At 61.5% G+C, this 15,308-nt stretch carries 13 protein-coding genes; 6 read left to right on the top strand and 7 right to left on the bottom strand.

Annotation, left to right across the window (positions count from 1 at the left end; all coding sequences use genetic code 11):
• The first annotated feature begins 64 nt into the window (after positions 1-64).
• A complete protein-coding gene (locus GGD53_RS03450) occupies positions 65-853 on the top strand; it encodes an SDR family NAD(P)-dependent oxidoreductase (protein ID WP_184453615.1) in 789 nt (262 codons plus the stop codon).
• A gap of 141 nt (positions 854-994) precedes the next feature.
• Complete coding sequence (locus GGD53_RS03455) at positions 995-1,459, top strand: RrF2 family transcriptional regulator (RefSeq protein ID WP_085780172.1); 465 nt, start codon at positions 995-997, stop codon at positions 1,457-1,459.
• Between the two features lie 61 nt (positions 1,460-1,520).
• Here GGD53_RS03455 and GGD53_RS03460 read toward each other — a convergent pair whose 3' ends face one another.
• Positions 1,521-2,633: a monooxygenase gene (locus GGD53_RS03460; protein WP_184453617.1), complete on the bottom strand. Its 1,113-nt coding sequence runs from the start codon at positions 2,631-2,633 to the stop codon at positions 1,521-1,523.
• A gap of 202 nt (positions 2,634-2,835) precedes the next feature.
• Between GGD53_RS03460 and GGD53_RS03465 the strand changes: the two genes are divergently transcribed.
• Positions 2,836-3,573, top strand: coding sequence for a metallophosphoesterase family protein (locus tag GGD53_RS03465; RefSeq protein ID WP_432443118.1), 738 nt, complete (start codon positions 2,836-2,838; stop codon positions 3,571-3,573).
• A gap of 134 nt (positions 3,574-3,707) precedes the next feature.
• Here GGD53_RS03465 and GGD53_RS03470 read toward each other — a convergent pair whose 3' ends face one another.
• The 3 genes from GGD53_RS03470 to GGD53_RS03480 all read right to left on the bottom strand — a co-directional run bounded on the left by GGD53_RS03470 (position 3,708) and on the right by GGD53_RS03480 (position 9,869).
• Positions 3,708-6,893, bottom strand: coding sequence for an efflux RND transporter permease subunit (locus GGD53_RS03470; RefSeq protein WP_184453621.1), 3,186 nt, complete (start codon positions 6,891-6,893; stop codon positions 3,708-3,710).
• Positions 6,890-8,068, bottom strand: a complete 1,179-nt coding sequence (locus GGD53_RS03475; protein WP_184453623.1) for an efflux RND transporter periplasmic adaptor subunit — start codon at positions 8,066-8,068, stop codon at positions 6,890-6,892. The genes GGD53_RS03470 and GGD53_RS03475 overlap by 4 nt, the downstream gene beginning before the upstream one ends.
• A 259-nt stretch (positions 8,069-8,327) precedes the next feature.
• Positions 8,328-9,869, bottom strand: a complete 1,542-nt coding sequence (locus GGD53_RS03480) for a cation:proton antiporter (RefSeq protein ID WP_184453625.1) — start codon at positions 9,867-9,869, stop codon at positions 8,328-8,330.
• A 230-nt stretch (positions 9,870-10,099) separates the two neighbouring features.
• Here GGD53_RS03480 and GGD53_RS03485 point away from each other — a divergent pair, with 230 nt between their 5' ends.
• The 3 genes from GGD53_RS03485 to GGD53_RS03495 are packed head-to-tail and all read left to right on the top strand — an operon-like array spanning position 10,100 to position 13,314.
• Positions 10,100-10,564, top strand: a complete 465-nt coding sequence (locus tag GGD53_RS03485) for a MarR family winged helix-turn-helix transcriptional regulator (protein WP_184453627.1) — start codon at positions 10,100-10,102, stop codon at positions 10,562-10,564.
• Entirely contained in the window at positions 10,557-11,780 is a 1,224-nt protein-coding gene (locus GGD53_RS03490; protein WP_184453629.1) for an HlyD family secretion protein, read from the top strand. The genes GGD53_RS03485 and GGD53_RS03490 overlap by 8 nt, the downstream gene beginning before the upstream one ends.
• Positions 11,773-13,314 carry a DHA2 family efflux MFS transporter permease subunit gene (locus GGD53_RS03495; protein ID WP_184453631.1) on the top strand — a complete coding sequence of 514 codons (1,542 nt, stop codon included), beginning with the start codon at positions 11,773-11,775 and terminating at the stop codon, positions 13,312-13,314. The genes GGD53_RS03490 and GGD53_RS03495 overlap by 8 nt, the downstream gene beginning before the upstream one ends.
• 84 nt (positions 13,315-13,398) lie before the next feature.
• Here the strand turns inward: GGD53_RS03495 and GGD53_RS03500 are convergent, their stop codons facing one another.
• Genes GGD53_RS03500 through GGD53_RS03510 form a run of 3 tightly spaced genes read right to left on the bottom strand, consistent with a single transcriptional unit; the run spans position 13,399 to position 15,304 of the window.
• On the bottom strand, positions 13,399-14,016 hold the full coding sequence (locus GGD53_RS03500; RefSeq protein WP_432443117.1) for a DNA-3-methyladenine glycosylase: 618 nt from the start codon (positions 14,014-14,016) through the stop codon (positions 13,399-13,401).
• Positions 14,017-14,057: 41 nt separating this feature from the next.
• Entirely contained in the window at positions 14,058-14,372 is a 315-nt protein-coding gene (locus GGD53_RS03505) for a hypothetical protein (RefSeq protein ID WP_184453633.1), read from the bottom strand.
• Positions 14,373-14,395: 23 nt separating this feature from the next.
• The gene (locus GGD53_RS03510) at positions 14,396-15,304 is read right to left on the bottom strand and encodes a LysR family transcriptional regulator (protein ID WP_184453635.1); all 909 of its coding nucleotides are present in this window, start codon (positions 15,302-15,304) and stop codon (positions 14,396-14,398) included.
• Between the last annotated feature and the right edge of the window lie 4 nt (positions 15,305-15,308).

Here is a 15,308-nt window from a genome sequence, read left to right on the forward strand (position 1 = left end):
TCATTGGCGGAACACTCATCCCCTAATCTAGGGCCGGGATCGCTGGCCGCTTCGGGAGGAAGATATGGATCTGGGATTGAAGGGAAAGATCGCCGTCATAACAGGCGCGTCGGTCGGCATCGGGCTCGCGATCGCCGAAGGGCTGGCGGCTGAGGGCGCAGACCTCGTTCTGGCGGCGCGCGGCGGCGAACGGCTGGAGGCGGAAGCCGTCCGCATCGCCGAGAAATTCGGCGTCAGCGCCGTCGCTGTCGCCGCAGATGTGGCGACAGTTGAGGGAACCGAGGCGATCATTGCGGCGGCTGCCGAAAAGGGAGGCGCCGATATCCTCATCAACAATGCCGGCACCGGATCGAACGAGACCGTCATGGAGGCGCCTGATGAGAAATGGCAGGCCTATTGGGACCTGCATGTGATGGCCGCCGTCAGGCTTGCGCGCGGCATCGCACCGCAGATGAAGCAACGCGGCGGCGGGGTGATCCTGCACAATGCCTCGATCTGCGCCGTCCAGCCGCTCTGGTACGAGCCGATCTACAATGTCAGCAAATCGGCGCTGATGATGTTTTCGAAGACACTCTCGACCGAGCTCATCCAGGACAATATCCGCGTCAACTGCATCAACGCCGGCTTGATCCTGACGCCCGACTGGATCAAGACCGCCAAGCAGCTGACGGCCGAAAGCGGCGGAAACTGGGAAGGCTACCTGCAGAGCGTTGCCAATGAACATGCCGCCTCCAAACGCTTCGGCACACCGGAAGAACTGGCGAATGTCTTCGTCTTTCTGAGTTCGGAGCGGGCGAGCTATTGTATCGGATCGACCTATTTCGTCGATGGCGGCATGCTGAAGACAATTTGATCGAAGCTGCCGCAAAGAGCCGACCGGGGACGTTGCCGATACAAGCTATAAATATTAGCTATTTTGTTGTATCTTCACGATTTCGACGTTATTTGGCTGCAATTGACGGGCAAATATTTCGGTTTCCAAAAGGCGACGACGATGCTGACGAAGAAGGGAAAATACGGCCTCAAGGCCCTGGTCGATCTGGCGCGTCTGGCGCCGGGCGAGACCGCCTTCATCAATGACGTCGCAGCGCGGAACAATATTCCGAAGAAGTTTCTCGACACGATCCTGCTCGAACTGCGCAATGTCGGTATCCTGCGTTCAAAGAAAGGCCCTGGCGGCGGGTATTCTCTCTCGCGGCCGGCATCCGAGATCCGTATCGGCCATGTCATCCGCACGCTCGATGGTCCGCTCGCGCCGATCCGTTGCGCCAGCCGCACGGCTTACGAGGCGTGCGACGACTGCGCCGACCCGGAAACCTGCCAAGTGCGGCGTTCGATGACCGATGTTCGGGACGCGATCGCCGCCATTCTGGACAATATGACCCTCGACCAATTCGTCGCCGCCGGTGGCCGCATTGAAGACACCGGGGATGAACTGCCGATCTCCGCCGCCAGCTGAGACGCTTCGTTTCATGTGGCCTGCGTTACTCCCAGGGCGTCATGCTGTGATCGTTCAGCGCTCACCTTGACATATGGTCGCCGGCGCGGTGCAGCAATCGATCGCGCGGCAGCGACAGCGCGTGGATACGTGCATTGCGCCAATGGCGGTCGAGATTGAGGCCGATGCCGGTTGACGCTTCGCCCGCAAGTTCGAACAGCGCATTTGCGGCGCTAAGGGCCGTTTCCCCGGCAGTTATTGCGGCCGCCGAGGCAGAAAAATAGGCATCCGCCATCGCCGCCTCTACAGGATTGACCTGGGCAATATCGAGTTTGCGGCCCGCCCGCTCCAGAGCTGCCGCCGTGATTTCGATGCCGACCGCGTGTTCGCCGAGCCGGGAGGGGAAGACGGTGCGATCGCCAATGGCTGTCATCAGGTCGGCCCATGCGGCTCGCGCGATGCCGAGGCCTACGCCCGCCTTAAGCAGCAGGCCGAGCGAAATGCCCGTCGAATATGCGGACGAGGGGGCCGGCGCGATTGTGCCGACATCGACATGCACTGCGCCGGCGATCGTCGTTGCCGACCCATTGGTGCGCTGACCGAAACCGTCCCAATCATCGACCACCTGCACGTCCTCGCTGTTGCGGCTGAAGTAAAGCGTCACAGGGCGGCCGGGCGGAAGTGTGAGGTCAGCGGCAATCCAATCGGCGTAGAGAATACCGGGCGCCTGCCGCATCCGTCCGCTCAGGCGGTACCCCGATCCTTCTGGCGACAGCTCGCTGCCGTCGGCAACGGCTGCGCCGGCGAAGCGGTCGCCGAGCAGCACACGGGTAAAGAGCGATGCCTTCAGATCCTCGGGCGCCTGGGTGCGGAGGGTTTCCAGGACGGAAAAGTGATTTTCCAGGGTCTCGCCGATCGAGGCGTCGGCCTCGGCAATGATCGCGATGATTTCGGCAAGCAGGGCGTTCGGCACGTCGAGCCCTTCATGTTCGGGCGGAACAGAGATTGCCGTCAAACCCGAGACCGACAGCGCGTCGAGCTCGGCAAAAGGCAGGATGCGGTTGATATCGCGCTCGCTTGCCTGGTGACGGAATGTGTCGGCGAGGTTGCGAGCCGTGGATATCGCCTCCTCTTCGTTTTCGATGCGGCGTGCCGGTGGCCGGATGCGGTCTTGAAACTGCGATACTGTTCCCATCGCTCACTCTTTCCTCGACGGGTGACAGGAGTGAGGGATTTTCCTCCGGATGATAAGAACGGTTTTTCCAGAAAAACCCAAAGCTTCGAATTTTCTCACCAACTTGATCGCCTCGCCTTGCACTCTACTTATGGTTAACCGGGCTATCCAATTGAGGAATATGATGGGTGAAGCACTTGCTCGCCATAGCGAGGTTTGGAAAATGGGGCGCCAGCCGAGACCGCGCCTGACGCTGGATATCGCCGAGATTCCAACTTATGCGATCGGCGACATTCACGGCCGCTACGACCTGCTTCTGAAAGCTGAGGAGGCGATTCTGCAAGATGGCGCGCGATTGCCCGGGCAAAAGCTGATCGTGACGCTGGGTGACTATATCGACCGGGGCCCGGAATCGGCACAGGTCATCACTCACCTCATGGAGCCGCCGCCTGACGGTTTCGACCGTATCTGTCTTGCCGGTAATCACGAGATCGCCATGCTCGATTATGTCGACGGCTGGCTCCCTTATGACGACTGGATGCGGATGGGATCGGCGGAATCGCTTAAATCCTATGGGCTCGATCCGGAGCATCTGCCGCTCGTCTTCCCCTCCGGCGCGCAGCTCGACGCCTTTCTGCGGCAGTCGCTGCCGCATACGCATATCGATTTCATGCGGGCGCTGCCGATCATGCTGGACACACCGAGCGTGGTGTTCGTGCATGCCGGCATCGATCCGATGCTGCCGCTCTCCGCGCAGACGGAGGACGACCTGGTCCTTATCCGCCACCGCTTTCTCGAAAGCAGGGTTCCTTTGCCGAAACTCGTCGTGCACGGCCATACGCCCAGCGACGAGCCCGACATTCGCCCGAGGCGGCTCAATCTCGATACACGCGCCTTTCGCAGCGGCAAGCTGACCGTCGCACGGTTCTGGCAGGGCCGGGTGCATCTGTTTTCCACCTGACATCGTCCCAGCACGAGGCTGTGTCATAAAGCGCGTCGCAATCTTTCAGATTCTCCCCTGCGCTTGAGTCTTAGTTTTCAAAACATGTCGTTGCCGCAAAACCGCTGCACACTTTTGCCGACAGGCTAGAGTGATCAGACTGTCTCCCTTTCGGCCGGAACGGCTTCGACAGGCCTTTCAACCAAGCGGCTGCGGCGTCGGCCGCGCAACACGACGTAGAAGACCGGCGTCAGGAACAGGCCGAAGAGCGTCACGCCGAGCATGCCCGAGAAAACGGCTGTTCCGAGTGACTGACGCATTTCGGCGCCGGGGCCGGTGGCGATGGCAAGCGGCAGAACGCCGAAGATGAAGGCGAATGCCGTCATCAGAATCGGGCGCAGGCGAAGATGGCTGGCCTCGATTGCGGCCTCCACCGGCGATTTGCCTTCCTCTTCCGCCTGTCTTGCAAATTCGACGATCAGAATGGCGTTCTTCGCCGCCAGTCCGATCAGGACGATCAGGCCGATCTGGGTCAGGACGTTGTTGTCCATGCCTCTTACCCACACTCCAATCAGCGCCGCGAGTACCGCAAGCGGAACGATGAGAATGATCGCAAGGGGCAGAACCCAGCTTTCATATTGGGCGGCCAGCGCCAGGAAGACGAAAATGACGGAGAGGGCGAAGATATAGACGGCGGTGTTGCCGGTATGAGTCTCCTGATAGGCGAGTTCCGTCCATTCGAAAGTCGTTCCCGGCGGCAGGATCTTGGCGGCCAGTTCCTCCATCTTTTTGATGGCATCGCCGGTCGAGGTGCCGGGCGTCGGATTGCCTTGGAGCGGCACCGAGACATACATGTTATAGCGCTGGACAAGCGCCGGTCCGCTGGAATCCTGAATGTCCATCAGCGTTCCCAAGGGCACGAGCGCACCGGTGGCCGAGCGCACCTTCAGGGCGAGGATGTCTTCCTTGTCCATGCGGTATTGTCGGTCGGCCTGGGCGCGGACCTGGTAGACACGGCCAAACGCGTTGAAATCATTGACGTAAGCGACGCCGAGATTGATCGAAAGCGCATTGAAGATATTGGGGATCGGCACGTTCAGGAAGCGCGCCTTGTCGCGGTCGATCGACAGGAAATATTGCGGACTGGCATCGGAGAACGTCGTAAAGACACCGGTGAGACCCTCGGTCGTAGCCGCCGCCCCCATCATCTGGCGGGCAAGGCCGAGCACGCGCGTCATATCAGGGTTTTCAAGATCGGAAATCTGCATCTTGAAGCCGCCGGAGTTGCCGACGCCGCGCACGGACGGCGGCGGGATGGCAATGATGAAGGCTTCCTGGATGCTCTGCAGCTTGCCGAAGAGTTCGCCGATGATCTTGTTGGCGTTCTCTCCGCCTTCCTCGCGTTCGGCAAAGGATTTGAACGGAACGAAGACAACGCCCGAATTCGAAGCATTGGTAAACGTCGCTCCGCTGAAGCCGGCAAACTGCACGGCGTTGCCGACGCCGGGCACGGTTCGGGCGATATCGCCCACCTTTTTGACGACTGCATCGGTACGCGCAAGCGAGGCACCGTCGGGAAGCTGCACGACGATGATCGCGTAACCCTGGTCCATAGTGGGGATGAAGCCCGAGGGAACCCTGGTGCTCATGTACCATGTTGCGCCCAGAAGGGTGGCAAAGGCCAGCATCGAGCAGGTCAGGCCTACCCAGCTTCTGACAAGGTGCCGGACAATCCATGAGTAGCCCGAACTCATCCGGTCGAAACCGCGATTGAAGCCGCTTGCAAGACCTGTCCCCAGCCGTGAGGCGATGCTCTTGCGCTTCGTCTGGTGATCATGGGCTTTCAGCAATATGCCCGCGAGGGCCGGCGAAAGCGTCAGGGAGTTCAAGGCCGATATGGCAGTGGTGACGGAGATCGTCACGGCGAACTGCCTGTAGAACTGGCCCGATATGCCGGGGATGAAAGCCGTCGGCACGAATACCGCGATCAGGACCAGCGAGATCGCCACGACAGCGGTTCCGACTTCGTCCATCGTCACGTGCGACGCCTGCCTCGGCGTCATTCCGCGCGCCAGATTTCGCTCGACGTTTTCCACCACCACGATCGCATCGTCGACGACGATGCCGATCGCCAGCACGAGGCCGAAGAGCGTCAGCATGTTGAGCGAAAAGCCGAAGGCGAGCAGAACCGCGAAGGTGCCGATCAGCGATACGGGAATGGCGACGATCGGTATGATCGCGGTCCGCCAGGATTGCAGGAAAACCAGAACGACGATCGCCACCAGGATGGCCGCTTCGGCGATGGTTCTATAGACCTCGTTGATCGAGTCCGAGATGAATTCGGTCGTGTCGTAAACGATGCGATATTCCAGGCCTTCCGGGAAATTCTGGGAGATATCCTTCATCAGCGTCTGGACCTGGTGGGCCGTGTCGAGCGCATTGGTTCCCGGCCGGGCGAAGATGCCGAGCGCGACCGCAGGGTCGTTGTTGAGATAGCTGTTGGTGACGTAGTCCTGGGCGCCAAGTTCGATGCGGGCCACATCCTGCAGCTGCACGAGCCGGCCTGCTCCCGTCGATTTGACGATGACATAGCGAAACTCGCGCACATCGGAGAAGCGCCCGTCCGTTCGCACCGTATATTCGAACGCGTTCCTGCCGGTCACCGGCGGTGCGCCGATCTTGCCGCCCGATACCTGGACGTTCTGGTCCCTCAAGGCCGAAACGACGTCGTCGGACGTCATGCCGTAGGCGGAGAGCTTTTCCGGATCGAGCCAGATGCGCATCGAATACTGGCGTTCGCCGAAGATCTGCACGTCGCCGACGCCGTCGAGACGCACGAGCACGTCGCGGATGCGGTTGCGGGCGTAGTTGGAGACGTAGAGCTGGTCGTAGCGATGCGATGGCGACAGGAGGTGCACCACCATCATCAGGTCGGGCGAGCTCTTGTCCGTGGTCACGCCGAGGCGCTGGACTTCCTCGGGAAGGCGGGGAAGGGCGATGGAAACGCGATTCTGGACTAGGACTTGCACCTTATCGAGATCGGTGCCGAGCTTGAAAGTGATCGTCAGCGACATGGCGCCGTCGGCGCTGGAATAGGAAGACATGTAAAGCATGTCTTCGACGCCGTTGATCTGCTGCTCGAGTGGGGTCGAAACGGTGTCGGCGATGGTCTGCGGGTCGGCGCCCGGATAGGAGGTGCGCACGACGATGGTGGGCGGCGCGATCTCCGGATATTGAGAGACCGGCAGCTGCGTATAGGCGATGCCGCCGACGACCAGAAAGAGGATGGAAATGACGGCCGCGAAGATCGGCCGGTCCACGAAAAAGTGCGCAAATCTCATTGTCCGGTCTCCGCATTCGCGGATTCAGGCGCAGTGTCCTGCCGCTCCTGCGGCAGTTCGCTCATCTGCGGGGTGATGGTCGAACCGGGCCGGGCGCGTATCACGCCGTTGACGATGATGGTTTCGCTGCCGTCGAGACCCTCGCGTATGACGCGATAGCCATAGAGCCGTGGTCCGGGTCGCACGGGCTTGGTCGAAACCTTGCCTTGCGCATCGACGAGATAGACGACGCGTTCATTCTGGTCCGAGCCGATCGCTTCGTCGGGGACGAGAACGGCCTTGTAAGTGTTGGAGGCTTCGACCTGAACACGGCCGAAGAGGCCAGGCTGGAGGATGAAATCGGGATTTGGGAGACGGGCGCGGATGCGGATGGTGCCGCTCTCGTTGTCCACCCGGTTCTCGGCGAAATCGAGCTTGCCCTTGAAGGGTTTGGCGGTCGGGTCCGAGATCGTGACGGAAACATCCACGCCGCCGCCGCCCATTTGTAGGTCCTTGCCCTGCTTGCGCGCCGTGTCGGCGAAATTCAGTAGGCGGCGCTCATCCACGTCGAAATAAAAATCAATCGGATCGAGGGAAACGATGGTGGTGAGCACCGTCTGATCGGCCTGCACGAGGTTGCCGGGCGAGATCAGGCGGCGATCGATGCGGCCGCTGAGCGGCGCTTTGATCTCCGTATATTCCAAATCGAGGGCCGCGCGGTCGGCTGCGGCTTGCGCGCCGCGGACATTGGCCTCGGCCGAATCGAACTCGCGGCGGCGGTCGTCCAGCGTCTGCGCGGACTGGCTGCCGCTTGACGCGAGTGATTGGGCGCGCTTGTACTGCGCATCGGCAAAAACGAGGGCGGATTGCGATGCTTCGAGCGCCGCCTTCGCCTGGTTGAGTGCTGTTATAAACGGCCGCTGGTCGATGACGAAGAGCAGGTCGCCCTGCTTGACCAAGGCGCCGTCTTCGAAATGAACTTCCTGCAGGTAGCCGCCGACGCGGGAGCGGACCGAGACTTCGTCAACCGGCTGGAAGCGGCCGATGAACTCGTCATTGTCGACGACATCGCGCACCACGGGTTTTGCGACGGTGACGGGAGGCGGAGCGGACGGTGCGCCCTGCGCCATCGCGGCCAGAGGCATGAACGTGGCGATGCAGCCGAGCATCAATATCCGTCGAAGCGCGAAAGTCATATCGGTCCCTCCAATCGCGGCGGCCGATCGACTGCCACCGAACTTAAGATGAAGTGATGCTATTCATGTCTTGCTGCTTTGAACGAAAGCCTTGGGCTCCCGTGATCTCCCCGGCGCTCAATCGTTGGAAGGGAAAGCCGGTATGCGATGCACAATGGAAAATCGTAACGCTATGGAACGGGATATAAGCGGCAGCGACGAAAAATAGCAAATGCCAATTATTCGCTTTTCTGGATTCCATGAACTTCATGGAGCGGCATCAGCTTTCGACGATCTCATCTCGGCCGGGCGGCAGAACGGCAAGCTCAGCCCAATCAAGCTCCTGTTCCAGCATGTGAAAGACGTCGTCGTCGATCTCGCCGGCGCGGCGCATCGCGGCCAGTTTGCGGCGTTTCGCACCGATGATATTGCGGCGCTGTTTGTCGAGCCTGCTGACCTCGCGCGGGTGTTTGCCGTCGGCGGCGATCTCGCGCTCGGAGGTATAGACGTCACGCAGGATGCGGGTGGATTTGTCCTCGCCTTCGAGCTCGGCAAGCGCCGCGTCGATCAATGCCACGCGGGCTTTGGTGAGATCGCGGTTCAGGGATTTGTCCGGATCGAATTTCAGGAAGCGGATCAGCGGCCCGAGCGTCAGCCCCTGGACGATGAGCGTGCCGAGAACGACGGCCAGCGCGCTGAGCAGGATGATATCGCGATCATGGAAGTCGATCGGCAGGGCGAGCGCAGTTGCCAGCGTGACGAGACCGCGCATGCCGCACCAGCCGGCAAGCAGGCTCGCGGCAAATGTGGGAGCGGCTTGTGTCGTGAGACCGCGCTCGGTAAGAAAAGTGATGGCGCGGTTATAGACGAGCACCCAGGCCAGGCGCACGACGATGACGGTGATGAAGACCGCGGTTGCCAAGGTGATCGCAAAATTCAGCCGGCCGGGATCGAGATCGAGGACGATCTGGCGGACCTGCAAGCCCATCAGCAGGAAGGCGAGCACGTTAAGCAGGAAAACCGCGGCCTCCCAAACTGAATAGGAATGAATGCGGTGGCGGGCCGTCTGCCGCTCCGGCATGTAGCGGGCGATCACCATGGCATATGCGACAATCGCCAGGATCGCCGAAAGGTGCAGTCGCTCGGCGATGATCCACGTGCCGAAGGTGGCGACGAACTCGAGCAGTGTGCCGCCGAGCGTGCCGGCGAGCTTCAGACCCACGATCATGTAGAGACGGCCGAGAAGATAACCGAGGATGAGGCCGCCCGGCGCTGCCAGCGTCAATTCTGCCAGAATGCCGGTGAAGAAGGCGGGATTGGTGGCGGCCGCCACTGCGGCGCTGAAGATGAGGAGCGCGACGGCGTCATTGAGCAGGCTCTCGCCCTTGAGGATTACGTAGGTCTGGCGCGGCAGATTGAAGCGGTCGAGCATGACGGTCGCCGCGACCGCATCCGGCGGCGCCACGATGGCGCCGAGTGCGACGGCCACGGCAAGCGGCAGGCCGGCCATTGCGACGCCGACGGCGGCGACGGCCGCGGCCGTCAAAATGACGGCGATTGCGGCGAGCGAAAAGAGCGGCAGCCAGTTGCGCCTCAACGTCCTTGGCGGCAAATCGTAAGCGGCATCGAAAAGTACGGGTGCGATGAAAAGCGCCAGCGCCAGCCTGGGATCGATCGCCACCTCCGGCGCCCATGGGAAGGCCGCGACAATGATGCCGGCGATCGCCAGCATGGTCGGATAAGGAACACGGAACTTCCTGGAGAATTGCAGGAAGATGATCGCCACCAAGAGCAGCGTCAGCATGCTTTCGAAGAACGCCATAGGCCCTCCAGACCATTTCAGCGGATGGTTCTTGCCAGAAACTAGGGCCAGGCGATGCCGCGGCTACCGTTCGAGCCTAAAGCTGTGAGGGACGGCAAGCTGCTGGCCCCGGCCTGCGGCATTTTGGCCGCGGTTGCAGAATCTGCGGCTTACGCTCTTGTGCGAGCGTCTGCGCTCAATATATGTGAGCACATCATAAGTATGCTTATAAATATCCGGCATAGGTTTCGATGAACGCCACGCCTACACTCGGTTTCCTTCTCCACGATGTCGCACGACTGCTGCGCAAGCGCTTCGAGCAACGTGCTAAGTGTCTTGGGCTGACACGCTCGCAATGGCAGACGCTCGCCTACCTGTCGAACAACGAGGGCATCCACCAGAGCGGCCTTGCCGAAATTCTCGAAGTCGAGCCGATCACGCTGGTGCGCATTCTCGACAAGCTGGCCGAACGTGGGCTGATCGAGCGCCGCCAGCATCCGACTGACCGGCGGATCTGGCTGCTCTACATGCGCGACGAGGCGCATCCTCTGCTCGCCGAAATGCGCGAACTTGGCGATGTCACCCGTGCAGAGGCACTGGAAGGTGTCTCAGCCGAGCAGCGCGAGCTGCTTTTCCAGGTCCTGTCCGTAATGAAGACCAACCTGGTCCAGGCATGCCGGACCCCGGTTGACGAGAATGAGATGAACGATGGCTGATCAACCCCCCCTCCGCGTCGTTGCCGACGCCAATGCCAAGTCACCCATTGAAGAAAACGAAGCGAAACAGCAGGAAACGGTAGCCGAAGCGCCTTCATCCAATTCAGCGCCGGCTGCTGTCGTGGCTGCGCCTGGCGGTAACAAGGTCCGCCGCCGGCGCAGTTTCACGCGGCCCATCCTGTTCGCGCTCCTGCCGGTGGCGCTCGTCGTCGGCGGCTATTATTACGTCAATGGCGGCCAGGTGATGTCGACCGACAACGCCTACATCCAGGCCGACATGGTTGGAGTCACCACCGACGTCTCCGGCATCGTCGAGGAGATCAACGTGCATGAAAACGAGACGGTCAAGGCGGGGCAGGTGTTGTTCAGCCTGAGTGCCGACTCCTTCAAGATCGCACTTGCCGGCGCCGAAGCCCAGCTCGGTGTCCAGCGCAACCAGATCATGAATCTCAAGGCGAGCTATCAGCAGTCGCTGGCCGAGATCACGCAGGCGCAAGCGGACCTACCCTATTACCAGGATCAGTTCGACCGGCAGCAGAACCTCGTCAACAACGGCAGCGCGACGCAATCGGCCTATGACGAGGCCAAGCATAATCTCGAAGCCGCTCAGCAGAAGGTTGCCGTCGCCAAGGCGGAAGCCGCAACGACGCTCGCCCAGCTCGGCGGTTCTGCCGACCAGCCGGTCGAAGAAAACCCGCTCTATCTGCAGGCCAAGTCGAATGTCGACAACGCCCGGCGCGAACTCGACCACAGCGTCGTCAAGGCGCCGTTCGACGGCATCGTTACCAATGTCAACGCGCTGCAGGTCGGCTCCTACCTGCAGGCTTCGCAGCAGGCCTTCTCGCTTGTCGCCACCGATCATCTGTGGATCGCCGCCAGCCCGAAGGAAACCGAGCTGACCTATGTCAAAGCAGGCCAGACCACCGAGATCTACGTCGACACCTATCCCGGCGTGACGTGGAAGGGCAAGGTCGAGAGTATCAGCCCGGCCTCCGGCTCCAGCTTCTCGCTGCTGCCGGCGCAGAACACCACCGGCAACTGGGTGAAGGTCGTGCAGCGCATTCCGATGCGCGTCAGCATCGAGGATGCAGACGGCAGGCCGCCGCTTCGCGTCGGCATGAGCACGGTGGTGGATGTCGAGACCGGCCATGCCCGCGGCTTCCCCGATTTCGTCAACAAGCTTCTGGGACGGCCTCAGGGCAAGGACCATGAGTAACGCTCCGGCATCTCCGGCGACCTCGGTCGCCAATCGCGGCGCGATCACGGCCTGCGTCATTCTCGCCGTGATCATGCAGGCGCTGGACACGACGATCGCCAACGTGGCGCTGCCCTATATCCAGGGCAGCGTGTCGGCGTCTGCCGACCAGATCAACTGGGTGCTGACCTCCTATATCGTCGCGGCGGCAATCATGACGCCGCCGTCGGGTTTCCTCGCCGGCAAGTTCGGCCGCAAGCGCGTGCTGCTCGTCGCCATCGCCGGATTCGTGGCCGCGTCGGTGCTCTGTGGCTTGGCGCAATCACTGAACCAGATCGTCGCCTTCCGCCTGCTGCAGGGCCTGTTCGGCGCATCGCTGGTGCCGCTTTCCCAAGGCATCCTTCTCGATATCTACACCGTGGAGGAGCGCGGTTCGGCCATGGCGCTTTTCGGCGTCTCGGTCATGGTCGGGCCGGTCCTCGGCCCCGTCATCGGCGGCTGGCTGACTGATAATATCAGCTGGCGATGGGTGTTCTACATCAATGTGCCGATCGGCGCACTTGCTTTCGCCGGTATCGTCATCTTCGTTTCGGAAACGAAGAGGGATGCGCTCGCCAAACTCGACTGGTTCGGCTTCGGGATGATGAGCCTGTTCATCGCCGCGCTGCAGCTCTTTCTCGACCGCGGCGAGCAGCTCGACTGGTTCTCTTCGGGCGAGATCATGGTCGAAGCGATTGTCTGCGCCGCGGCATTCTATCTGCTTCTGGTGCACACGCTGACGGCGGAGAAATCCTTCGTCAATCCGAAGCTGTTTCTCGACCAGAACTTCACGGTCAGCATGATCTTCATCTTCGTGGTTGGCGTCACCTACCTCGCCTCGCTGGCGCTGATGACACCCTATCTGCAGACGCTGATGGGCTATCCCGTCATCACCGCCGGCATCGTCATGGGGCCGCGCGGGCTCGGCACCATGCTCTGCATGTTCATCGTCGGGCGGCTGATCGGCAAGGTCGATACGCGCGTGTTGCTGGTGCTCGGTCTCGGCCTGACCGCCTGGGCGATGTACGACATGACGGGCTGGACGCCCGATGTTTCGCAATGGACGATCGTCTCGGTCGGCTTCATCCAGGGCGCTGGCCTCGGCTTTCTCTTCGTGCCGCTGACGACGATTGCCTTCGCGACGCTGCCCGCCCAAATGCGTGGCGACGGCACCGGCCTCTACAATCTGTCGCGAAACATCGGCTCGGCGGTCGGCATCTCGATCGTCTCGGCACTGATCGTCGAGAACACACAGAGCAATCACGAGTCGATCGCGGCCTATGTGACGCCTTTCAACCACGCCTTCAATGCGGTGGCGGCGCAAGGGTTGAGCCCCCTGACGGCCACTGGCCGCGCTTCGCTCAACGAGATGATCACCCTGCAATCGACGATCATCGCCTATATGGACGATTTCAAGCTCTTGATGCTGATGTCGCTCGCGGTCATCCCGCTGGCGCTGCTGCTGCGCAAGCCGAAAGCGGCGCCCGCCGTCGACCATAGCGCGGTGATGGAATAGACTCGGACGTTTACGCAATTCCTGGGAAAAGCCGGTTTCCCGGTTTTTCCCGACAAAACCGCTTCACACTTTTGCTGGAATTGCTTAGCGAAACGGCTTGCTGAGATACCGCGATCCCTGGATGCCGAAGCGCCACGGTGCTTCGGCATTTCTAGTGATGCCGATGCGTTTTCCCGAGACAACAGGCACCGGCGCAGACGGCGTCAGCGCATAGGGCGGGCGGTCGAGCAGCCTGTCATTGATTTCGATGTCGACGCCGAGCGCCTGACAGAGCTTGCCCGGGCCGCTGCAGAGCGCCGTCAGCATATCGGTGCCGCGCCGCTCCATCATGGCGGCAATTCCCGTTTCCGGCTCGAGCGCCCGGATCAGCACGGCCGAGCCTGGATGGCAGACGAAGTTCAGGCACCAGTACATGCCATAGATGCGGTAGATGTAGACATTGCCGGGCCGGCCGAACATGGCGCCGTTGCGCCTGGTGGGCCCGTGAAAACTGTGCGAGGCTTCGTCATCGGGGAAATAGGCTTCGGTCTCGGTGATGCGGCCGCCGGCGCCATCCACGGTCAGATGGCAGCCGAGCAGGTCGCGGGCCACAGTAATCGCGTCGCGCTCGAAAAACGCCCTGAGGCCTTCGCCGGCAAGCGCGCCGGCGCCGATCGCGCCCTTTGTCATTCCACCATCGGTCATAACCGAGGCAGATAACATTCGCTGCCGCCGCCGTCATCCCAAAACCATTTGATGCCGCCTCAGCGGCCGGCATTCGGATCACGCATGGGGATCGAGGATGATGTAACCGAGACCGGATCGCTCGCCGGGAAGGAATCTTCCAGGCCTTCCTCCAGTTCCTCTTCGAGCAGGGCCGGATCCTTGCTGCGCGCGCCGTCGCCATGGGCTGGTTCGATTGCTGCCGCAAGCAGGACCTTGGCGCGCGCGACCGCGTTTTCCAACGTCAGTTCGGGTGCGCTCCGCAGCGTTACGGCAATGCTGTCTTCACCTTCACCGCCGAACTCGACGACGAAGCCGTCTTCCGTCTGGTAGACGGTAATATCGCTGAGTGCCATGGCCCTTCCCCCAACCGCTCATATTAGCAAAGCGTGTTTTTGGAATTTTGTCGAGCGAAGACCTTCACCAGCCAATCGATGAAGACGCGCACGCGCGGCGAAAGCTGGCGGTTGCGGGGATAGAGCAGGGAGACCGGCGTCGGGGTCAGCGGAAAATCCGGAAGCACTTGGACCAGCGTGCCGTCGGACAGGTCTTTTTCGGCGTGGTAGCGCGGGATCTGGATCAGGCCGAGGCCCATCCTCGCTGCAGCAACATAGCTTTCGGCGGCGTTGACGGTGACGGTCGCGGGAATGATTATGTTGCGTACGGTGCCATCGACGATGAATTCGAGCGGCAGCAGACCGCCGGTGCTGCTCGAGCGGAAGCCGACCATGCGATGGCCGGCAAGCTGGTCCGGATGCTGCGGCAAGCCGCGGGCGGCGACATAGGCGGGAGCGGCGAGCGTGATCTCATCAAGGATGGCGACACGCCTGATGATCATATCGCTTTCGGCAGGCGTACCGACGCGCAGCACGCAATCGATGCCTTCGCGCACCAGATCGACCAGCCGATCGCCTTCGCTCATATAGAACTCGATCTCGGGATAGGTCTCCAGAAAGGACGGCAGGCTCGGCAGCACGAAATGGCGCGCGAGCGTGCCGTGCACATCGACGCGCAGCAGGCCTTTCGGTCTGGCGCCGGCAAAGGCCCCTTCCGCATCCTCGATGTCGGCGAGGATCGACAGGCAGCGCTGGTAATAGGCTTCGCCGTCGAGCGTCGGGCTGACATGGCGTGTCGTGCGCTGGAGCAAGCGCACGCCGAGGCGGGCCTCGAGCTGCTTGACCGCGTCGGTAACGGTCGAGCGCGGCAGGCCCGTGTCTTCCGCTGCGAGGGTGAAGCTACGGCGCTCCACAATGCGGCAGAACACACGCATGGCATCGAATCTGTCCATCTTG

The sequence above is a fragment of the Rhizobium aethiopicum genome, assembly GCF_014197535.1.
GTDB classification, from domain to species: Bacteria; Pseudomonadota; Alphaproteobacteria; order Rhizobiales; family Rhizobiaceae; genus Rhizobium; species Rhizobium aethiopicum_A.